The organism is Streptomyces musisoli (genome assembly GCF_016741855.1).
In the GTDB taxonomy this organism is placed as follows: Bacteria; Actinomycetota; Actinomycetes; order Streptomycetales; family Streptomycetaceae; genus Streptomyces; species Streptomyces musisoli.
Map to the genome: position 1 here is coordinate 1 of NZ_JAERRH010000044.1, position 20,350 is coordinate 20,350.

The 20,350-nt window shown below is 72.5% G+C and carries 18 protein-coding genes; 5 read left to right on the forward strand and 13 right to left on the reverse strand.

Annotated elements, in window-relative coordinates:
- The 12 genes from moeZ to JK361_RS39380 form a co-directional block, all read right to left on the reverse strand.
- Positions 1-1,166: adenylyltransferase/sulfurtransferase MoeZ (gene moeZ, locus JK361_RS39330; protein ID WP_201827699.1), on the reverse strand; the 1,166-nt coding region annotated here is incomplete at its 3' end.
- 63 nt (positions 1,167-1,229) lie between these two features.
- A complete protein-coding gene (locus JK361_RS39335) occupies positions 1,230-1,979 on the reverse strand; it encodes a spherulation-specific family 4 protein (RefSeq protein WP_201827700.1) in 750 nt (249 codons plus the stop codon).
- Positions 1,967-2,926, reverse strand: coding sequence for an NAD-dependent epimerase/dehydratase family protein (locus JK361_RS39340; RefSeq protein ID WP_201827701.1), 960 nt, complete (start codon positions 2,924-2,926; stop codon positions 1,967-1,969). The genes JK361_RS39335 and JK361_RS39340 overlap by 13 nt, the downstream gene beginning before the upstream one ends.
- Positions 2,927-3,116: 190 nt before the next feature.
- Positions 3,117-4,382 (reverse strand): hypothetical protein, encoded by a 1,266-nt coding sequence (locus JK361_RS39345; RefSeq protein WP_236054609.1) that lies wholly within the window; start codon positions 4,380-4,382, stop codon positions 3,117-3,119.
- A complete protein-coding gene (locus JK361_RS39350; RefSeq protein ID WP_201827703.1) occupies positions 4,379-6,322 on the reverse strand; it encodes a DUF3492 domain-containing protein in 1,944 nt (647 codons plus the stop codon). Before JK361_RS39350 ends, JK361_RS39345 begins: the two co-directional genes overlap by 4 nt.
- Before the next feature lie 202 nt (positions 6,323-6,524).
- On the reverse strand, positions 6,525-8,153 hold the full coding sequence (locus JK361_RS39355; protein ID WP_201827704.1) for a dipeptide ABC transporter ATP-binding protein: 1,629 nt from the start codon (positions 8,151-8,153) through the stop codon (positions 6,525-6,527).
- Positions 8,150-9,148: an ABC transporter permease gene (locus JK361_RS39360; RefSeq protein WP_201827706.1), complete on the reverse strand. Its 999-nt coding sequence runs from the start codon at positions 9,146-9,148 to the stop codon at positions 8,150-8,152. The genes JK361_RS39355 and JK361_RS39360 overlap by 4 nt, the downstream gene beginning before the upstream one ends.
- A complete protein-coding gene (locus JK361_RS39365) occupies positions 9,145-10,227 on the reverse strand; it encodes an ABC transporter permease (protein ID WP_201827709.1) in 1,083 nt (360 codons plus the stop codon). Before JK361_RS39365 ends, JK361_RS39360 begins: the two co-directional genes overlap by 4 nt.
- Positions 10,228-10,230: 3 nt before the next feature.
- Positions 10,231-11,949, reverse strand: a complete 1,719-nt coding sequence (locus tag JK361_RS39370) for an ABC transporter substrate-binding protein (protein ID WP_201827711.1) — start codon at positions 11,947-11,949, stop codon at positions 10,231-10,233.
- 233 nt (positions 11,950-12,182) lie between these two features.
- On the reverse strand, positions 12,183-12,278 hold the full coding sequence (locus tag JK361_RS42815) for an Ms4533A family Cys-rich leader peptide (RefSeq protein ID WP_353051285.1): 96 nt from the start codon (positions 12,276-12,278) through the stop codon (positions 12,183-12,185).
- Positions 12,279-12,335: 57 nt separating this feature from the next.
- A complete protein-coding gene (locus tag JK361_RS39375; protein WP_201827712.1) occupies positions 12,336-13,787 on the reverse strand; it encodes a DUF3152 domain-containing protein in 1,452 nt (483 codons plus the stop codon).
- 8 nt (positions 13,788-13,795) lie between these two features.
- A complete protein-coding gene (locus JK361_RS39380) occupies positions 13,796-14,794 on the reverse strand; it encodes an alpha/beta fold hydrolase (protein ID WP_201827714.1) in 999 nt (332 codons plus the stop codon).
- A gap of 196 nt (positions 14,795-14,990) precedes the next feature.
- On the opposite strand from JK361_RS39380, the gene JK361_RS39385 reads away from it, so the two are divergent.
- The 4 genes from JK361_RS39385 (at position 14,991) to JK361_RS39400 (ending at position 16,833) form a co-directional block, all read left to right on the forward strand.
- Positions 14,991-15,224 (forward strand): Rv3202a family protein, encoded by a 234-nt coding sequence (locus JK361_RS39385; RefSeq protein WP_201827717.1) that lies wholly within the window; start codon positions 14,991-14,993, stop codon positions 15,222-15,224.
- Between the two features lie 157 nt (positions 15,225-15,381).
- Positions 15,382-16,023, forward strand: a complete 642-nt coding sequence (locus JK361_RS39390; protein WP_201827720.1) for a TetR/AcrR family transcriptional regulator — start codon at positions 15,382-15,384, stop codon at positions 16,021-16,023.
- 142 nt (positions 16,024-16,165) lie between these two features.
- Entirely contained in the window at positions 16,166-16,393 is a 228-nt protein-coding gene (locus JK361_RS39395; protein WP_201827726.1) for a DUF3107 domain-containing protein, read from the forward strand.
- 170 nt (positions 16,394-16,563) lie between these two features.
- Positions 16,564-16,833 carry a hypothetical protein gene (locus JK361_RS39400; protein ID WP_201827728.1) on the forward strand — a complete coding sequence of 90 codons (270 nt, stop codon included), beginning with the start codon at positions 16,564-16,566 and terminating at the stop codon, positions 16,831-16,833.
- A 249-nt stretch (positions 16,834-17,082) separates the two neighbouring features.
- On the opposite strand, the gene JK361_RS39405 is transcribed toward JK361_RS39400, so the two are convergent.
- On the reverse strand, positions 17,083-17,829 hold the full coding sequence (locus JK361_RS39405; protein ID WP_236054612.1) for a ferritin-like fold-containing protein: 747 nt from the start codon (positions 17,827-17,829) through the stop codon (positions 17,083-17,085).
- 311 nt (positions 17,830-18,140) lie between these two features.
- Between JK361_RS39405 and JK361_RS39410 the strand changes: the two genes are divergently transcribed.
- The coding region (locus tag JK361_RS39410) for a DEAD/DEAH box helicase (RefSeq protein WP_201827736.1) at positions 18,141-20,350 on the forward strand (2,210 nt) is incomplete at its 3' end.

A 20,350-nucleotide genomic window follows, 5' to 3' on the forward strand; every position in this document is an offset into this window, starting at 1 on the left:
TTGTGCGGTTCGATCTGGTTGACCCAGCCGATGACGCCGCCGCCGACGTGGACCGCGTCGGAGAAGCCGGCGGACTTCAGGACCGCGAGGACTTCCGCACTGCGGACACCCGTCTTGCAATGCAGGACGATCTTCTTGTCCTGCGGGAGGCCCTCCAGGGCGGTGCCCATGAGGAACTCGTTCTTGGGGATCAGCCGGGCGCCCGGGATGGAGACGATCTCGTACTCGTTCGGCTCGCGGACGTCGATGATCTCGATGTTCTCGCCGTCGTCGATCCACTCCTTGAGCTGCTTCGGAGTGATCGTGGAGTCGGCCGCGGCCGCCTGGGCCTCCTCGGACACGACGCCGCAGAAGGCCTCGTAGTCGATGAGTTCCGTGACGGTCGGGTTCTCACCGCAGACCGCGCAGTTCGGGTCCTTGCGGACCTTGACTTGGCGGTACTGCATCTCCAGGGCGTCGTAGATCATCAGACGGCCGACCAGCGGCTCGCCGATGCCGGCGAGGAGCTTGATGGCCTCGTTGACCTGGATGGAGCCGATGGACGCGCACAGCACGCCCAGGACGCCGCCCTCGGCGCAGGAGGGCACCATGCCGGGCGGCGGGGGCTCCGGGTAGAGGCAGCGGTAGCAGGGACCGTGCTCGGACCAGAAGACGGACGCCTGGCCGTCGAAGCGGTAGATCGAGCCCCACACGTACGGCTTGTTCAGCAGCACGCACGCGTCGTTGACCAGGTACCGGGTCGCGAAGTTGTCGGTGCCGTCGACGATCAGGTCGTACTGGCTGAAGATGTCCATCACGTTGTCGGCTTCCAGCCGCTCCTCGTGAAGGATCACGTTCACGTACGGGTTGATGCCCTTGACGCTGTCACGCGCGGACTCGGCCTTGGAGCGGCCGATGTCGGACTGGCTGTGGATGATCTGGCGCTGCAGGTTCGACTCGTCGACCTCGTCGAACTCCACGATGCCGAGGGTTCCCACGCCCGCGGCGGCCAGGTACATCAGCGCCGGCGAACCCAGGCCGCCGGCGCCCACACACAGCACCTTGGCGTTCTTCAGCCGCTTCTGCCCGTCCATGCCCACGTCGGGGATGATCAGGTGGCGGGAGTACCTGCGGACCTCGTCTACGGTGAGCTCGGAAGCCGGCTCGACCAGGGGTGGCAGCGACACGGGGACTCCGTTGGTCGGTCAATCACTACAGTTGTTCTCCCCGTAACACTGCCACGGCCTTCTTCATTCCGAGACACCTGTTCCGACACGCGAGACGATTTCGTCCCAGTAGCCGGGCATCGTCTCCCACGGGTCGATCCGCCCGCCCCCGTCGGTGCGGTCCGTGAAGTAGATGGTGGCCGCTCCCTGCCAGCGGGCTATCCGCAGCGCCTCGTCCAGATGCCCGCGGGGTACGCCGTGCACGAAATGGCAGAACCGGTCCGGGGGGTAGTCGGCGGTCCACTCGGCCACCTGCGACCAGCGGTAGTCGGACCACGAACCGGCGAAGGTCACCAGCTGGTCGGCGTTCTCGGCGTAGCCGGGGTGCGGATGGCGGCCGTGGCCGAGGACGATGTGGGCGGTGTCACTGATCGCCCGGAGTGTGGTGACCGCGCGACGGACCTCGGGGAGCGCGGTGCGCTCGACGGGACAGCGGTCCAGCAGGAAGCCGTCGACGCGGTACCAGTCGAGGTGGCGGTGGGCGTCGGAGAGCAGGTCGCCGAAGGCACGGGCGCCGTAGGTGAGGTCCAGGTGCCCGAGGATGCGGACGCCCGCCGCGCGCAGCCGGCCCGCGGCTTCGAGGCAGTGCGGGTCGGGGCGGCTGCCGGGGCCGGCGGCGACGTTGAGGACCACCCAGTCCAGCGGGGTGCCAGGGCGGGCCAGTTCGGCCCACTGGGCAGGGGCGACGAGTGGGTGGGCGTAGCCCGGGACGCCGAGCGCGGTGCGGACGCCGGTGCCGGTCGCGCCGGCGGTGGTGCTGGTCAGATGCGGCATGCCGCCTCCATCCAGATGTCGGCCAGGGACTCTTCGAGGTTGATGCGCGGTCGCCAGCCGAGCCGGTCGCGCGCGGTGCGTACGTCGGCCTGTTGCCAGCTGCCGCAGCCGTCCGGGTAGGGGTACGCCATCGGGGCCGTGTGCTCGGAGTCGGCACGGGGGTGTCCGATGGCGGCGCGCAGCGGTCCGGGCGGGGCGTCGAGTTCGTGGAGGGCACCGCCGTATCCGGCCACGCGTGCGAGGACGGCGGCGGCGTCTCTGAGGCGGACGGCGCGGCCGGAGCCGATGTTGATCACACCCTGCGCGGCGGAGAGCGAGGCGGCGTGCACGGCTCGCGCGACATCGCGTACGTCGATGAAGTCGCGCTGGACGCCGAGACCGCCGAGCTTCAGCTCGCCGTCGCCGGACTGCATGGCGCGGCGCATGGCCTCGGCGAGCCGGCCGAGCGGGGAGCCGGCCGGGGTCCCGGGGCCGACGGGCGAGAAGACGCGCAGGACGACCGCGTCCAGACCGGAGCCGAGGACCAGTTCGGTCGCGGCGAGCTTGCTGACGCCGTACGGGCCGCCGGGGCGCGGTACGGCGTCCTCGGCCGTGGAGGAGCCGGGCTGGCTGGGGCCGTACTCGGAACCGCATCCGATCTGCACCAGACGGGCACCGCACCCGCTGCGGCGCAGCGCCTCGCAGACGGTGGCCACGGCGACGGTGTTGTGCCGGGTGAGTTCGCGGGCCCCGCCGCGGGTGGCGCCGGCGCAGTTGACGACGACCCCGGGGTGGACCGCGTCGAGGAAGCGGGTGAGCGCACCCGGGCTGCCGGTGGCGAGGTCGAAGCGGACGTCGGCGTCGTCGCCGCGGCCCAGCGCGGTGAGCTGGACGGCCGGGTCGGCGAGCAGGCGGTCGGCGACGAAGCGGCCGATGAATCCGTTGGCTCCGATCAGCAGGACCCTCATCGGGCGGCTCCCGGGGTGTGCGCGCCGGTGGTACCGGCCGTTTCGACGGCTCCTGCGGCCGCTCCGGACGCTCCGGCGGTTCCGGTGGTTCCGGCCGCTCCGGGTCGGGAGGTGGTCATCTGGTGTTCTCTCCTTCAACGGGGTGGTGCGGGTGCCTGAAGGCGGTGGTTCGAGCCGGTGGGCGGAAGGTTCACTCGGGTGCTCCGGCGGGGGCGTGGGCCGAGGCCCGGGTGAGGGTGCGGCCGGCGTGCCAGAGCAGGACCAGGGCCGCGGTGCCGCAGGCGAGGGCCGGTACGGCGGCTGTGCCTCCGGCGTCGGCGAGGGTCTCGACGGGTACCGCCAGGAAGGCGCAGCCGGGCAGCCGGCCGGCCATCGGCAGGGCGAGGGCCGCCGCTTCCGCGGCCACCGCGGCGCCCAGCGCGAGGGCGGGGGCGTGCCGGTGTCGGTGGGCGGTGAGCAGGCGGGCGAGCAGCAGCAGGGCGCCGAGCGTGAGGGCCTGCGGGTAGGCCGCGGGCTCGTGCAGGGCGGTGCCGGCCAGCGCGAGCAGTGCGCCGAGGGCGCCCAGGAACAGGACGAACGTGCCGAGCAGCAACGGCCTGGCGGCTGCCGTGAAGTCTTCCAGGCCGCGGCTGCCGGCGAGCCTGCGGCGGGCGCCGGCGGCGAGGAGGTGAGCGGACCAGGCCGCGGGGGCACAGGCCGCCAGGAGGGCCAGGACGGGTGCGGTGGTCGTGGGCCAGGGGTCGTCCGGGGCTCCGGTGGGCAGGGCGTCGGGCCCGCCCGTCAGGACGGCGCTCAGGAGGCCGTCACCGGCGAGCGCGTACCCGAGCAGCCAGAGCGTGCACACGCGCGTGCCGACCGCGGTGCGCCACGCGCGCGTGCCGGGCGGACCGGCGAGCGGGCCGTGGCGCAGGGCCGCGCGGACGGCGAGGGTGACGGCGAGCAGGCCGCCGGCGGCCACCAGTGGCCGGGTGTGCCCGTGGGTGAGGCGCAGGCCGGTCACCGTGGCCGCGCCGAGCGCTCCGGGCAGGAGGGTGAGCAGCACCCAGCCGACGCGGACACGGAGCACGGGAAGGGGCCGGGGTTCCGGGCGCGGCTCGGCATGCCGCGGCACGCGCGCGTACAGCTCCTCGGCGAGCGAGAAGACGTCACGGTGGCGGAAGCGGGCCGCGGTCCGGTCGGTGACGCCGTGCGCCTCCAGCCCCGCGGCGATCTCCAGCGGGTCCACGGCCCGCTCGCACAGCTCACGGTGCCGGTGCAGCAGGGCTTTCACCGGGTCGACGGACGCCCGGCGGGGCCCGGCGGCCCGCTTGCGATCGCCCGGCCCGCCCGGCCTCGTCTCCGCTACGGCGCGGGGGCCGGGCGATGCGGACTCGCGCCGGCCGGCCTCGCCGGTGGCGGCCGGGGTGCCGGCGGAACCGGGCCCGCCGCCGGGAGGCCGGCTGTCCAGGTCGCTCATCGTGCCCCCTCGGCCGCGAGCGGGGTGGCGCGTACCGGTGCCTCGGTGGCCCAGCCGGGGGTGGAGCGGGGCAGGGCGCGGACCGTGGGGCCGGTCCAGCGGCCGGGGACGCGGGACTCGGCGGGGGCCGCGAAGGGCAGGGGTTCACCGGATTCGTCCAGGGCGACCCGGCGGACCGGGCAGTGCGAGACGATCTCCAGGTAAATGCCGTGAAATGCCGAGATGTTCTGCTCGACGGTGAACAGTTCGAGCGCCCGGGCGCGCGCGGCGGCACCGAGGCGCTCACGGCGCTCGGGATCGCGCAGCAGCGCCACGCACGCCTCGGCGAGCGCCCTGGGGTTGCGCGGGGGCACGACCAGTCCGGTGCCGCCGATGACCTCCACGACCGCGCCCACGTCCGTGGACACGGTGGCCCGGCCGCAGAACATGGCCTCGACCAGACCGATCGGGAAGCCCTCCACCACGCTGGACAGGACGACGACCGCGCCGGCGGCGTACGCGTCGGGCAGTGTCGGGGCCTCCGGGGCGCCGATCTCCTCGAAGGAGACGGGGTTGTCGCCGACGGCGTGTGCGCCCTCCGCCTCGTCCGGGAAGAGCTGTGCGGCCAGTGCCCGGCAGTGGCCGAGGTAGGCCGCGCCCTCGGCGCCGGAGGGCGCGCCCACGATCCGCAGACGGGCCTCGGGCTCCTCCTTGCGGACCTCGGCGAAGGCGTGCAGCAGGGACACGAGGTCCTTGGCCGGGTCGACGCGGCCGACCCAGACCAGGGTGTCCGGGTCGGACCGGTCCGGGGACTCGCCCACCTCCGTGAAGCGGTCGGCCTCCATGCCGGGGTACACCGTGCGGATCCGGGAGCGGTCGGCGCCGCACCGTTCCTGCCAGCGGCGGGTGTGGGCGTTGCCGGGGGTGAGGATCTCGGCCGCGCGGTAGACCTCGGCGGCGAGCCGGCCGTGGAAGGCGCCGAGCAGGGCGCGCACGGCGGGGGCGGCGGCGTCGGGGCCGAGGGTCAGGTAGTGCGAGCGGAGCTGCACGCCGTACTCGGTGACGAGCAGCGGTACGCGGGAGAAGTGCCGGGCGAGCAGCCCGCAGAGGGCGGCGGGACCGCCGGCGGTGGCGTGGCAGAGGTCGGCCGCGCCGAGGGCGTCGTCGTCGTACCAGTCGAGGGAGAGGGGGCGCAGGGCGCGTTCGAGGTGTGCGGCGACGGCGAGCAGGTCGGGTACGCGCGCCTCGCGCGCCGTGCGCAGCGCGCGGGGCGCGCGACAGGCGCGTTCCAGGGCGCGTACGGCCGCGTCGGAACGCAGGGCGCCGACGAGTCCGCCCTCCTCCCGGGCGAGTTCGGCGAGCCCGTACAAGGCACTGCCGAAACGGTCCGCCAGATGACCGGACGCGGCTTCGGTTCCGGCACCGGTGCAGGCTCCCCCACGACCGCCCCCGGCGGAACCGAGCCCGTCGACCAGGTCCCCGCCCGAAGCAGACCCCTCACCCCGGCCGCCACCCGAACCGAACCCATCGTTCTGGCCCCCCGCCGGACCTACCCCGCCGGCCCGGATCCCCCCCGATCCGAACCCCCCGGCCCCGCCCACGTCGCCGGCCCCGCGCCCGACCGAGGCGAGGTCACCGGTACCGGGTCCACCGGTCCCGGCCGCGTCGTCCCCGGCGCACACCGCCGCCACCAGTTCCCCGTAGCACTCGGCGAAGCGCCGGCGCGCGCGCCGTCCGTGAGCGACGCCGTCGTCCTCGGCCGTCCACAGCGGTGCGGTACGCACCCGGCGGACCTGCGGCGGGAGCGGAACGCAGCCCTCGGCCTCCTGGCGCCGGCTGCGGCTGAGCGCGTAGACGTCGAACTCGTGCCGTTCGAGCCCGCGCACGAGCCGCTCGCACCAGAGCCCGGCGTCACCGCTCACATACGGATAGCCACTCTCGGTCAGCAGTCCTATGCGCACGTGTGCACCCCCGATCTCCCGTCTTGGGGAGCCGCCGGTGTCCCGGCGGCTCGCAGCGGGATGAACGTAAGGGGACAAGGCGGTGGTGCGACGGACGGTTGTCCATCGCACCACCAAAAGGGGTGAACGGTCGTAACTTTCGCGTGCGGGTGGCGTTCGGCCGCGCTAAGGATTCAGACAGCGATCACGCGAGCGCGAAACGTTACGCCACCCGGGTGCGCTCCTCCGGCGCCGGGCGCTGGGCAGCCACCGGTGTGCGCCGGGCGGCGCGGCGGCGTGCCGCCAGCTCCGGGTCGAGCGCGGGTACGGCGGCCAGCAGCTGCCGGGTGTACGGCTCGCGCGGGCTGTCGTAGACCTCGTCGGCGGGTCCGTACTCGACGAGCCGGCCGCGCCGCATCACCGCGACTTGGTCGCTGACCTGGCGGACGACGGCGAGGTCGTGCGCGATGAAGACGAGCGCGAGGCCGAGTTCCCGCTGGAGTTCGCCGAGCAGGGCGACCACCTGGGCCTGGGTGGTGACGTCGAGGGCGGAGACGGGCTCGTCGCAGACGATGGCGCGCGGTTCGGCGGCGAGCGCCCGCGCGATGCCGATGCGCTGGCGCTGTCCGCCGCTGAACTCGTGCGGGTAGCGGTCGTAGTGCGCCCTGTCGAGCCCCACGCGCTCCAGCAGTTCCGTCACCCGCCCCCGGATGCGCTCCTCGTCGCGTTCCCCGCGCGCGCGGAGCGGGTCGGCGATGGACTCGCCCACGCTGCGGCGGGGATTGAGGGAGGAGACGGGGTCCTGGAAGACCATCTGCACGGCCGGGTTCACACCGGTGTGCGGGCGCCCCGCGTAGCGGATCTCCCCGGCGGTCGGCTCCAGCAGCCCCACGAGCATGCGGCCGAGCGTGGTCTTGCCGCTGCCGCTCTCGCCGACCACGCCGAGGGTCTCCCCGCGCCGGACGGTCACCGAGACGTCGTCCACGGCCGGGAACGCCCGCTTGCCGCGTCCGAACTCGCGCCGCACGCCGGTGGCCTCCAGCACGACCTCGTCGGTGGCCGGGGAGCCGGTCCTGCGGGCGCCCACGCGCGGGACGGCGTCGAGCAGTTCGCGCGTGTACGCCTCGGCGGGCGCGGCGAGGACCGCGCCGACCGGGCCGCGCTCGACGGCCCTGCCGTGCCGCATGACGAGGATGTCGTCCGCGCTCTCGGCGGCCACGCCCACGTCGTGCGTGACGAGCAGCAGGCCCATGCCGGTCTCCGCGCGCAGCGCGTGCAGCAGATCGAGGATCTGGGCCTGGACGGTGACGTCGAGGGCGGTGGTCGGCTCGTCGGCGATCAGCAGGTCCGGCTCGCAGGCGAGGGCCATGGCGATGAGGGCGCGCTGGCGCATGCCGCCGCTGAACTCGTGCGGACGGGACCGGGAGCGCCGCTGCGCGTCCGGGATTCCGACCCGCTCCAGCACCTCGACGGCACGCGCGCGTGCGGCACGGCGCGACACGCGCGTGTGGACGCGGTGGACCTCGGCGATCTGGTCGCCGATCGCGTAGTACGGGTCGAGCGAGGACAGCGGGTCCTGGAAGACCATGGCGGCCCTGGCCCCGCGCAGCATGCGCAGCTCCTCGTCGGAGGCGGCCTGGACGTCGGTGCCGGCCACCCGCACCGAGCCGCCGACCCGGGCTCCGGTGCCCCGGTGCAGGCCCAGCAGGGCGCCCGCGACCGTGGACTTTCCGGAGCCGGACTCGCCGACCAGGGCGAGGGCGGCGCCCTCCGCCAGGCTGAAGGAGAGCCCGTCGACGGCGCGCAGGGCACCGAACTCGACGGTCAGGTCCGTCACTTCCACCAGGCTCATGCGAGCACCACCCGTCGGTCGGCCACCGCGTACAGGACGTCCGCGACGGCGTTGGCGAGGACCACGAAGAAGCCGATGACCAGGACCATGCCGACGACCACCGGCAGGTCGACGACCTTCACCGCGTGCACCAGCTCCTGGCCGATGCCGGGCAGGCCGAAGAGGGTCTCGGTGAGCACGGCGCCGCCGACGGCCGAGCCGAAGGTGACCGCGTTGAGCGCGATGACGGAGGCCGTCGCGCCGCGCAGCGCGTGCCGGGCGATCACCGCGCGCTCGCCGACGCCGTACGCGCGGAACGTGCGGATGTGGTCCTCGGCCAGCGTCTCCAGCATCGACGCCCGGGTCAGCCGGGCGAAGTTGGCCGCCTCGATGAGGGCCAGCGAGAGCCAGGGCAGCAGCAGGCTCCAAGCCCACTGTTCGGGGTCGTCGGTGAAGTTCACGTACTGGGGGAACGGCAGCAGTTGCAGTTCGCCGCAGACGACGATCATCAGTACCAGGCCGATGACGAAGACGGGCGTGGCGACGCCGGCCAGCGTGATGGCGGTCAGCACGCGCTCGGAGAGCCGGCCGCGCCGCCAGGCGGACAGCACGCCGGTGCCGACGCCGAGCACCAGCCAGATCACCATCGCGCCGAGCACCAGCGAGAAGCTGACCGGCAGCTTGGTCAGGATGATGTCGGTGACCTGCCGTCCGGTCTGGTACGACTGGCCGAGGCAGGGCGCCGGGCAGTGCTCCACCGAGGTGCCCGTCGAGAAGTCCTGCCCCGCGAAGAGCCCTTGCAGGAAGTGCCAGTAGCGCACGTACAAGGGGTCGTCCAGCTGTAGCTGCTGGGCCACCTGGTGGACCTGGACCGGGGAGCAGCGCGGGCCGCAGGTGATCTGGGCGACGTTGCCGGGGGTGACGTAGAAGACGACGTAGATGATCACCGATAGCACGAACAGGGTGATCACGGCGCCGGCGATCCGGCGCAGCACGAAGCCGGCGAAGCCGTTCATGCCCGGCCCTCCTTCTTCACCACGGCCGCGTCCGGGACCTGTGCGGCCTTCGCCGCGGCGGCGTTCGGGGCCTGTGCGGCCTTCTCCGCGCGGGACTCCCGTTTGCGCCCGGTGCCGATGCGCAGGCGGGATGCGGCGCGCGGGTCGAGGGCGACGCGGACGCCGTCGCCGAGGACGGTCATCGCGAACACGGTCACGAACAGGGCCAGGGCGGGCAGCAGCAGGTACTGCGGTGCCGCCTGGTACCAGACGTCGGCGGAGGTGAGCATCTGGCCCCACGAGGGCGTGGGCGGCTTGACGCCGACGCCGAGGAACGAGAGGGCGGCCTCGGCGCTGATGTTCTGCGGGATCAGCAGCGCGGCGTACGTGATGACGGGCGCGGCGAGGCCCGGCAGCAGTTCGCGTACGGCGGTCCGCGAGGTGCTCCAGCCGCTGAGCCGGGACGCGGAGACGTAGTCGAGGTTCCTGAGGGCGAGGGTCTGTGCGCGCACCATCTTCGCCGTCGTGCTCCAGCCGGAGACCAGGGAGATGATCAGCGCGACGAGGACGGGCCGCGGGAAGCTGTCGGGCACGATGGCCAGCAGCGCCAGAGCCATGATCATCAGTGGCATCGAGATGAAGATGTCGGTGATGCGGCTCAGGATCAGGTCGATCCAGCGGTTGCCCAGTCCGGCGGCCACGCCCATGGCGACACCGAGGACGACCTGCACCAGCGTCGCCCCCAGCGACACGCCGAGTGAGACCCGTGCGCCGTAGACCAGCCGGGCGAACATGTCGCGTCCGGTCTGCGGTTCGACGCCCAGCCAGTGGTCGGCGCTCGCGCCGCCGAAGGAGCCGATGGGCACGCCTCCGCGCGCGGAGTCGATCAGGGTGGGGTGGTAGGTGGTGGGGTCCTGGCCCTCCAGGGCGGTGAGCAGCGGCGCGGCGAGCGCGGCCAGGACGAGCAGCGCGACGACGGCCGCGGCGACCAGGGCGGCGCGCTGCGTCCGCAGCCGCCGCCAGAACCGGTGTGCCCCCGAGGCCGCCGGGACGGAGATGTCCGTCCCTGCGGTCTCGACGGCGGCAAGTGCCTCGCTCACGGGTTACTTCACCGCGACCTGGGAGATGTCCAGGACGCCGGTCCAGTCGCTGATGACGATGTTCTTGACGTCCTTGCCGTACAGGCGCTTGTAGACCGGGTGGAACAGCGGCACGACGAGGGCCTTGTCGCCGATCTTCTTGTCCAGTGCACCCCACCGCTTGGCGGCGGCGTCAAGGTCGGTCAACTTGTTGATCGCGTCAATCTCGTCATTGACCGACTTGTCGTTCAGCAGGCCCGTGTTGAAGTTCGCTCCGTCCTTGACGATCTGCCGGCCGTCGAAGATGGGGGCGAGGAAGGGGCCGCCGGAGGGCCAGTCGGCACCCCAGTGGGCGAGGAAGAAGCCCGGCTCGGTCTTCACGCTGTGGGTCTTGTCCCGGTAGTCGTTGTCCTCCAGGCCCTGGAGCCTGACGGTGATGCCGGCCTTCTTGAGCGCGTCCTGGAGGGCGGTGGCGATCTCCGGGCTGGTCTCGAAGTTCTTGTCGTTGGAATGCGTGAGCGTGATGGTCAGCCCGTTCCCGTGGCCGGCCTGCTTCAGCAGTTCCCTGGCCTTCGCCGGGTCGCCGGCCTTGCCCGCCGGGAAGGGGTCGTACGGCGTGTAGCCGAAGGACTTCTGGTTCGGCAGGAAGGTGGTGGCGGGCTCGGCGAGGGCGCTGCCGCCGGCCGCGTTGACCACGGAGGACCGGTCGATGGCGTACGCGATGGCCTGGCGCACCCTGGGGTCGTCGAACGGCTTCACGGTCGGGTTGAACGCGATGTAGTTCGTGTAGCCGAAGTGGCCGGTGCCCACGCGCGCGGCCAGCGCCTTGTCGCCGCCGACCCTGGCGAGTTCGGCCGGGCCGAGGTTGGTGTCCGTGGTGACGGCGGCGGCGTCCGCCCCCTGGGACGCGGACAGCCGCTGGTTGATCACCGAGGAGTCGAGGCCGGAGCGCACGTCGATCGTCTCCGGGTACGCCTTGCGCTCGGTGTCGGTCGCGGCCGACCAGTTCGGGTTGCGCTCCAGGACGAGGTGCTCGCCGTCGTTCTCGTTCCTGACGACCTTGTAGGGGCCGGAGGAGACCGGGTGCGACTCGTACTTGGTGCCGGTGTCCTTGCTCTTGGGCACCGGGGTGAACTGCGTCTGGGTGGCGAGATAGGGGAACTCGCCCTCGGGCTTGTTCAGGTGGAAGACGATGGTCCGGGCGTCCGGCGTCTCGATCGACGACAGGCCCTTCTCGTCCTTGTACGGCCCCTGGTAGCCGGCGGCCCCGACGAGCCAGTCGCGCAGGTAGGGGGCGCCGCCCGAGAGTTCGGGGGCGAAGGAGCGCTCGATGCCGTACTTGACGTCGGCCGAGGTGATCGGCGTGCCGTCCTCGAACTCGAGTCCCTTCTTCAAGGTGTACGTCCACACGGTCGCGTCCTTGTTGGGGCGCCCGGTGTCGGTGGCGAGGTCCGGGACGACCTCGGAGCCGGCCGCGCCGTTCTCGCGGTTGCGCGTGGTGAGGGTGCGGAAGACGAGCGAGGGAACGTTTCCGCCGCCGGAGGTGTACAGCCGCGCGGGGTCGAAGTCGGCCTGCGGCTCGGAGTTCAGGACCGTGAGCGTGCCGCCCTTGCGGGGCGTGGAGTCGCCACCGGAACCCTTGGCATCGTTGTCCTTCGGACCGCAGGCGGCGGCGCCCGCTGCCATGACCAGGCTGACGGATGCCGCTGCCACACGGCGCGCTATGACGGACGGTTGACGCATCGGAATGACGACCTCTCGGGGTGGCGTGTCGAGGGTTGATCAAGGGTTGATCAGGCATTGATCAGGAATTGATCAGCCATCGATCAGGGGTTTCTCGACAGATGAGACATGTGGACGAGGAATGAGACGGCTGCGGACAGACGTCGGCCCCGGCGTCGGGTCGTCGAAAAATCCGTGAAACGGTCACGGACGAAAGGGAGAAGGGTCGCGACGCGAGCGCCGGGCAGGCGGCGTCAGCGACAGTGGATGTCGGCCACGCAGAGTGCGGTCACGCCGATGAGCGCCAGCTCGATGGCGGCGCTCGCACGGACGGCATGACTAGACCACATGCGCAGAAATATGAACGACCATGCAGGCCGATGTCAATCTGGCCTAAGTGGCGTCTGTCAACTGGTGGGATAGGGCCACGGGTTGGGCCGGCAGTGGATGCCGTCGTGGTCCAGGAACTTCGTCTGCTGCTGCATGACGGGCGCCAGCGCGCCGTCCTTCTGGCAGGTGACGTGCCCGTGGCCGAGCCGGTGCCCGACTTCATGGTTGATCAACATCTGCCGGTAGGCATGGATCTCGTCACCGTATGTCTTGCTGCCCTGAGCCCATCGGTACGCATTGATCATGACGCGTTCGGTCGCGGCCGAGTCGCAGGAAACGTTGTCCTCCGTGGTGTCCAGGCCGGACTTGGCGCACCACTTGGCGGTGGTGCCGGGGCTGGCCAGGGTGATCACGAAGTCGGGCTTGCCGGAGGAGACGCGCTCGAAGGTGAAGGCACCGCCGTGGGCCCAGCTGCGCTTGTCGTTCAGGGTCTTCTGCACGGCCTCGGCGAACAGCGCGCCGTCCAGGCCCAGTCCCTGCTCGACATCGACGCGATAGCGGTACTTCTGCCCGGCGCCGGGGGCCTTGTCGAGACCGGGCACGGCGTCGAACTTCCCCGCCCCGGCCAGTGTGGCGCTCAGCGGATACCGCTCGCCCATCTTCTGGTCGTACGTCAGCGTCACCGCGCTCGGCACGGTGGAGGGTGTCGGCCCGCCGGAGGTGTGCGTGTCGTCGGCCCGGCCGGTGGCGGACCGTGACTGCACGTCGCCGTCGGCCCGGCCCTCGGTCACCTGTCCGGCGACGACCACCGCGAGCACGGTGGTGACGGCGGCGGCCGCGATGCCGGTGAAGGCCCACCCCTTGGTGCCGCCGCGCTGCGCGGGCACACCGGTGCCGTCCGCCGGCGGGGCGCCGGCGGTCTGCGGTGCCGCGGGCGGCTGCCCGTCGGTACGGCGTGCCCGGCCGGCGCCGGCCGCGAGCACGCCGGTGTCCTCGGTGTTCCGGGTGTCGTCGTCGGCGCCCTCGAAGGCGTCGAGGTAATCCTGCCGGGGGCCGGGGCCGCGCCCCGGTCCGTCCGGCCCCGCCTTCCGCTGCCTGGGCAGCACCACACCGGGCCCGCCGGGACCGGCCGGCCGGCCGGCGTACTCCCCCCAGCCGCCCCCGGCCTCCCGCTGCTCGGGATGCCCTCCCCGGGCGGGAGCGCCCGCACGGAAGCCCGGCACACCGCGCGCGGGGGTGCCGTCGGGGAGCCTGGGCGTGCCGTGCGCCGGCGTGCCCTCGGGACGTCCGGGCCCACCGGGCGCCGGAGCACCGGCGGGAATCCCCTGCGTCCCGTGCGCGGGAGCGGCGTCGGGAAGCCCGCGCGTGCCGTGCGCCGGAGCGCCGTCGGGCAGCCGGGACAGGCCGTCCGGCCGGCCCTCGGCACGTGCGCCTCGCCGACCGCCCTGCGTCGTCTTGTCCCCCGGCTGTGCGGTTATGTCGGCGGAGTCGGTCTTCGGAGCCGGTCCGCGGCGGCTGTGACGTCCCACCCCGACCCTCAGCTCCCCGCGCCCGCGGCCACCGTGGCGGCGCCCTCGGCGGCGTCGGCCCGCTGCGCCAGGAGCTCCCGGAACCCGTCGGCCACCACGTCGGGGTACTCCATCATCGCCACGTGCCCGGCGTCCGGCAGGGTCAGCAGCCGGGAGTCGCGGAAGGCGCGGGCCGCCTTGTGGGCCATGCGGAAGCCGACGAGCTGGTCCCGGCCGCCGTAGATCAGCAGGGTCGGGGCCAGCACCCGCTCGGCCTGGCGCCACAGCCCGTGCTGGCCGCCGAGTGTGTAGGCGTTGACGATCCCGCGCGCGGAGCGGGCCATCGCGTCCCAGAAGTACGGCTGTCGCAGCCGCCGCTCCAGCTCCTCCACGGCGTGTCCGAACGCCTCCGGCGAGACCCGGCCGGGGTCGCCGTAACAGAGCCCCAGGACACCGCGCACCCGCTGCTCGGCCGTCCATTCCCTGGTGAGCCGGGTGAAGAGGGCGGCGATCCCGGGCACGCCCAGCAGCCCCGTGGGCACCGCGGTGCGCTGGATGCGCAGCTCCGGCAGGGCGGGCGAGACGAGCGTGAGCGTGCGGACGAGGTCGGGGCGTACGGCGGCCACGCGCGTGGTGACCGCTCCGCCCAGCGAGTTGCCGAAGAGGTGCACCGGGCCGCGGCCGGCCGCGTCGAGATAGCGGATCACCGCGCGCGCGTGCCCCGTGACGGAGTAGTCGCCGTCGTCCGGGGGCGGTGAGTCGCCGAAGCCCGGCAGGTCGACCGCCTCGCTGTCGACGACGCCGTCCAGCTCGGCCATGAGCGACGACCAGTTCTGCGAGGAGCCGCCCAGCCCGTGCACGTACAGCGCGGGCGGCAGGTCCTCGCGCACGGGGCGCCGGGAACGGATCGCCAGGGTGACGCCGGGAAGGCCCACGGACCGCAGCCGCTCGCCCTCGCCGACCCGGACGGGCGCCACCCGGGGGAGCACACTGGCGGCCGGCACGGATGGCGACTCGGTCGAAGACATGCGGCAATGTTACGAGGTGATCACGCCGAGATTCGTGTGTTCGCCGTCACAGCGTGAACCGGAGGCAGCCGGAGACCCGGCAGCGAACGGGCCAGACGGCATGGCGTCCGGATAAGGCGTCTCCTAGGCTCGTACAGAGGGCACCCGTATGTGGCCCCTGCTTCTTCCAGGGACGTTCGTAGGAAGGGAGCCCACCATGGCCTATGACCCCAACGAGCCCGACACGATCGAGGACATCGACGACCTGACGGCCGATGCGGCACCGGAGATCGACGTCGAGGCACCCGAGGTGGACGCTGCCGAGCAGCAGGCGGACATCGCACCGGACCGCGACGACCCGCTGACGGACGTGGACCCGGACCGTGGGAACGAGGCCGATCTCATCGAACAGGCGCGCGTGGTCTCACTCGACGAGGACGACTACCGCTGACCTCGCGGGCCCCGTCCGGCCGCCCCTGGGGCGCCGCACGGCTTTCGCCGTCGTCCGGTACGTGAAATTCTGCGCTCGCACCGCGCACAGCACGGTTACCGAAAAGTACGATGGCCAGCGCGGCCGACACCGCATGTGGACGACTTTGGGAGGCGGCGTGACAGCCATCGAGCAAACTGAGGCGGCACGCCCGCGCGGCACCCGTCTGCCGCGCCGAGCCCGACGGAACCAGCTGCTGGGTGCCGCTCAGGAGGTTTTCGTCGCGCAGGGGTACCACGCGGCGGCGATGGACGACATCGCCGAGCGGGCCGGCGTGAGCAAGCCGGTGCTTTACCAGCACTTCCCCGGCAAGCTGGACCTCTACCTCGCCCTGCTGGACCAGCACTGCGAGTCGCTGATCCAGGCGGTGCGCAGCGCCCTGGCGTCGACCACCGACAACAAGCAGCGCGTGCGGGCGACGATGGACGCCTACTTCGCGTACGTGGAGGACGACGGCGGGGCCTTCCGGCTGGTGTTCGAGTCCGACCTGACCAACGAGCCCGCGGTGCGCGAGCGCGTGGACAAGGTCACCAACGACTGCGCCGAGGCGATCTGTGACGTCATCGCCGAGGACACGGGCCTCTCGCGCGCGGAGTCGATGCTGCTCGCTTCCGGCCTCGGCGGACTGGCCCAGGTGGTCGCCCGTTCCTGGCTGCACAGCGACCGCAGCGTCCCGCGCGACCAGGCGGTCCAGCTGCTGACCTCGCTGGCCTGGCGGGGCATCGCCGGATTCCCGCTGCACGGCACCGAGCACCACTGACGGCTCGTCGCCGCTTTGTTCCCGCGCGGTGTTCGCTCCTGGCGTTCCGGCCCGCAGCGTGTACGTCCCCTCACCGGGCTAATGTGTGCGGAGTACGGCGCGGATGATCGCGCACATCACTGACCGTCGGAGGGACATAGCCGTGGAGGTCAAGATCGGCGTGCAGTACGCGCCCCGCGAGATCGTTCTGGAGAGCGGTCAGAGCGTCGAGGAGGTCGAGCGCCTGGTGAGCGAGGCGCTGTCCGGGAAGACGCAGCTGCTGAGCCTCCAGGACGAGAAGGGCCGCAAGGTCCTGGTGCCGACGGACCGTCTGGCGTACGTGGAGATCGGCGAGCCGACCGTGCGCAAGGTCGGTTTCGGCACGCTCTAGGCCGTAGTCGTGAGGAGGGCCCGGCGGCCGTGTGCCGCCGGGCCCTTCCGCATGCTGTGCGCGCACGGACGGAGCACAAGTCCTCCACAGCCGAGGATTGCATTCCGCAGGTCACGGGTATGACGGGCTACGACCGTCGAGCCAGACCGGCCGTGGGAGGGACCCCCGACATGATCCTGGAAGCACTCGGCTCCGCCGTGCTGGGTCTGATCCTCGCCTGGGCGGCGGCGCACCGCCTCGCCCACCGGCTGCCGGCCCGTCCGCTGGTGTTCTCCACGGGCGTCGCCGGAGCCCTTTTCGGTGACTTCGTCACCCGCACCGCGCTGGGCCCCGGCTCCGCCGCGTTCAGCCTCCTGGGCGCCGCGATCATCTCGGCGGCGTCCCTGTCCCTGCTCCTCCGCCCGACGGGCCGCCTGCGCCGACGATCATTGACGGCGTAGACACCACCGCCCCACAGGGAACAGAAACAGCACGTACCCGGCCAAGCTGTCAGGGGTCCGTGACGGCGCAGACACCGCCAACCCGTAGGACCCGAGACGGCGCAGGCGCAGCCGAGCCGTCAGGGGCGCGGGGAACTGCGCGACAAGCCCCAACGCGCCGCCGGCCGCGAAGCACCCCGCAACCACCCCCCACAGAGCGCTCCGCGGCCACCCCCAGCACAGCACTCCGCGGCCAAGCCGAGCGCAGCTCTACGCGGCCAAGCCCAGCGCAGCCATCCGTTTCGTGTGCGCCTCGGTGATGCGCGAGAACATCCTTCCGACCTCGGCGAGATCGAACCCGTCGGCAACGCCCCCCACGAGCATCGTGGACAGCGCGTCACGGTCGGCGACCACCCGCTGCGACTGCGACAGCGCCTCGCCCATGAGCCGCCGCGCCCACAGGGCCAGCCGGCCGCCCACACGCGGGTCGGCGTCGATGGCGGCGCGCACCTTCTCCACCGCGAATTCGGCGTGTCCGGTGTCGTCGAGCACGGCGAGCACCAGCTCACGCGTGTCGGAGTCGAGACGGGCCGCGACCTCACGGTAGAAGTCGCTCGCGATCGAGTCGCCGACGTACGCCTTGACCAGGCCTTCCAGCCAGTCGGAGGGCGCGGTCTGCCTGTGGAAGCCGTCCAGCGCGGCGACGAACGGGTCCATGGCGGCCGTCGGCTCCTCGCCGATCTCGGTCAGCCGGTCCCGCAGCCGCTCGAAGTGGTGGAACTCGGCCGAGGCCATCTTCGCCAGCTCCGCCTTGTCCGCGAGGGTCGGCGCCAGCTTGGCGTCCTCCGCGAGCCGCTCGAACGCCGCCAGCTCCCCGTACGCGAGCGCGCCCAGCAGGTCCACGACCGCCGCGCGGTACTGCGGGTCGGCGGACGCCTGCGCCCAGTCCTGGGCGGCGACACCGGTGGGTTCGGCGGGTTCGGCGGACGCCTTCTCAGGCTTGTCAGAGCTAGTCATGAGGCGCACAATAGCCCGCTTGGCGCACCCCTCAACCCCCTGACCGATCACTGTGACCACGACTACGTGACCAAATCGGCCATCGCGTGTGCGCCAATCCGGGGTATGGTGGTAATGCGCCTGCTGAGTGCGTCGACGATGCTCGACGTGTCCCGACAGGGCGCACGCATGAGGATGCCCGGTCGGTGGCCCGATCGGCTCCGACCCGACAGCCCTCCACGGCCGTGCGGCTCTGACCGTACGACGACTGGAGGGACCCCCTCAGCGGTACGAGCGCTAGAGCGTCGGCAGAGGTCCCCGTGCCATACGGCTTGCCCGAGTGGTTCGCCCGTACGGCAGCCGACGTCCCCGGCACGGTCAGACATGACCCCCGCGCGCTCGCCTCGCACCGCGCACACAGAAGAGGCAGCACCCTGACTACGACGTTTCGAGACCTTGGGATCCTCCCCGAGACCGCCGAGGCCCTGGAGGCCGTCGGCATCATCACTCCCTTCCCCATCCAGGAGATGACGCTCCCCGTCGCCCTTTCCGGCACGGACGTCATCGGCCAGGCCAAGACCGGCACCGGAAAGACGCTGGGCTTCGGCCTCCCGCTCCTCGAGCGCGTCACCGTCCCCGCCGACGTCGAGGCCGGACGCGCCGCCCCCGAGGCCCTCACCGACGCCCCGCAGGCGCTTGTCGTCGTCCCCACGCGCGAGCTGTGCACGCAGGTCACCAACGACCTGCTGACCGCGGGCAAGGTACGTAACGTGCGCGTGACGGCCATCTACGGCGGCCGGGCCTACGAGCCGCAGGTCGAGGCCCTGAAGAAGGGCGTCGACGTGATCGTCGGCACCCCGGGCCGCCTGCTCGACCTCGCGGGCCAGAAGAAGCTGAACCTGAAGCACGTCAAGTGCCTGGTCCTCGACGAGGCCGACGAGATGCTCGACCTGGGCTTCCTGCCCGACGTCGAGAAGATCATCAACATGCTGCCGGTGAAGCGCCAGACCATGCTGTTCTCGGCGACCATGCCGGGCGCGGTCATCGGCCTCGCTCGCCGCTACATGTCCCGGCCCACGCACATCCGCGCCACCGCGCCGGACGACGAGGGCGCGACGGTCGCGAACATCAAGCAGTTCGTCTACCGCGCGCACAACATGGACAAGCCGGAGATGGTCGCCCGCATTCTGCAGGCCGAGGGCCGCGGACTGGCGATGATCTTCTGCCGGACCAAGCGCACGGCCGCCGACATCGCCGAGCAGCTCCAGCGCCGCGGGTTCGCCTCCGGCGCGGTCCACGGCGACCTCGGCCAGGGCGCCCGCGAGCAGGCGCTGCGGGCCTTCCGCAACGGCAAGGTCGACGTCCTGGTCTGCACCGACGTCGCCGCGCGCGGTATCGACGTCGAGGGCGTGACCCACGTCATCAACTACCAGTCCCCCGAGGACGAGAAGACGTACCTGCACCGCATCGGCCGTACGGGCCGCGCGGGCGCCAAGGGTACGGCGATCACGTTCGTCGACTGGGACGACATCCCGCGCTGGCAGCTGATCAACAAGGCGCTGGAGCTGGACTTCAACGACCCGGTGGAGACGTACTCCAGCTCCCCGCACCTGTTCACCGACCTCGACATCCCCGCGGGCACCAAGGGCATCCTGCCGCGCTCCGAGCGGACCCGTGCCGGTCTGGACGCCGAGGTGCTGGAGGACCTGGGCGAGACCGGCGGTCGGGGCGCGCGCGGCCGAGGCCGCGGTGGGCGCGACGGTCGTGCGGACTCCGCCGAGCCCGTCGAGCGTGAGCGTCCGGCCCGTACGCCTCGCCGGCGTCGCCGCACGCGTGGCGGAGCGCCGCTGGACGCCTCCCCGGCCGCGTCGGCGCCTGCCGCCGAGACCGCCGGCACGGAGGAGTCCCAGTCCGCTGCCCGCACCCCGCGCCGCCGTCGCCGTACCCGCGGCGGAGCGACCGCGCAGCCGGTGACGGCCGCCGCGGCGCCCACGACGGCCGAGGAGACCGCCGCGGCCGACACGGTCGCCACGGCGGAGGGTCCGGCTGTCCTGGAGACCCCGGAGAAGCCGCGCCGTCGCCGTACCCGGAAGTCGGCGGCGGCCGAGCCCGCCGTCATCACCGAGGCAACGGAGACGAAGTCCCCTGCGGCCACGGCAGTTACGGAGACGAAGTCCCCGGCGGCCACGGCCGTGACGGAGACGAAGTCCCCGGCGGCCGAGGTCGTTACCGAGCCGGTGCTCGCGGAGGCCCCGGTCGTGGAGCCCGCGCCCGAGGCCGCTCCGGTGACGGAGACCAAGCCGCGCCGCCGTACGCGGAAGGCGGCCCAGCCGGCCGTCGAGGCAGAGGCGGCGGTGGACACGGCCGAGCCCACCGAGGCGAAGCCGCGCCGCACGCGGAAGACCGCGGCAGCCCCGGAAGCCGCCGTCGAGGCACCCGAGGCCGAGGCCAAGCCCCGCCGGACCCGCAAGACCGCCGCGACCGCACCGGAAGCGACCGAAACGGAAGCCGAGGCGAAGCCCCGCCGCACGCGGAAGACCGC

Excerpts from the sequence above, each read along its gene's own strand:
- JK361_RS39335 (WP_201827700.1), bottom strand. The coding sequence starts at position 1,979 with ATGCCGCATCTGACCAGCACCACCGCCGGCGCGACCGGCACCGGCGTC.
- JK361_RS39340 (WP_201827701.1), bottom strand. The coding sequence starts at position 2,926 with ATGAGGGTCCTGCTGATCGGAGCCAACGGATTCATCGGCCGCTTCGTC.
- JK361_RS39345 (WP_236054609.1), bottom strand. The coding sequence starts at position 4,382 with ATGAGCGACCTGGACAGCCGGCCTCCCGGCGGCGGGCCCGGTTCCGCC.
- JK361_RS39355 (WP_201827704.1), bottom strand. The coding sequence starts at position 8,153 with ATGAGCCTGGTGGAAGTGACGGACCTGACCGTCGAGTTCGGTGCCCTG.
- JK361_RS39360 (WP_201827706.1), bottom strand. The coding sequence starts at position 9,148 with ATGAACGGCTTCGCCGGCTTCGTGCTGCGCCGGATCGCCGGCGCCGTG.
- JK361_RS39370 (WP_201827711.1), bottom strand. The coding sequence starts at position 11,949 with ATGCGTCAACCGTCCGTCATAGCGCGCCGTGTGGCAGCGGCATCCGTC.
- JK361_RS42815 (WP_353051285.1), bottom strand. The coding sequence starts at position 12,278 with ATGTGGTCTAGTCATGCCGTCCGTGCGAGCGCCGCCATCGAGCTGGCG.
- JK361_RS39380 (WP_201827714.1), bottom strand. The coding sequence starts at position 14,794 with ATGTCTTCGACCGAGTCGCCATCCGTGCCGGCCGCCAGTGTGCTCCCC.
- JK361_RS39385 (WP_201827717.1), top strand. The coding sequence starts at position 14,991 with ATGGCCTATGACCCCAACGAGCCCGACACGATCGAGGACATCGACGAC.
- JK361_RS39400 (WP_201827728.1), top strand. The coding sequence starts at position 16,564 with ATGATCCTGGAAGCACTCGGCTCCGCCGTGCTGGGTCTGATCCTCGCC.
- JK361_RS39405 (WP_236054612.1), bottom strand. The coding sequence starts at position 17,829 with ATGACTAGCTCTGACAAGCCTGAGAAGGCGTCCGCCGAACCCGCCGAA.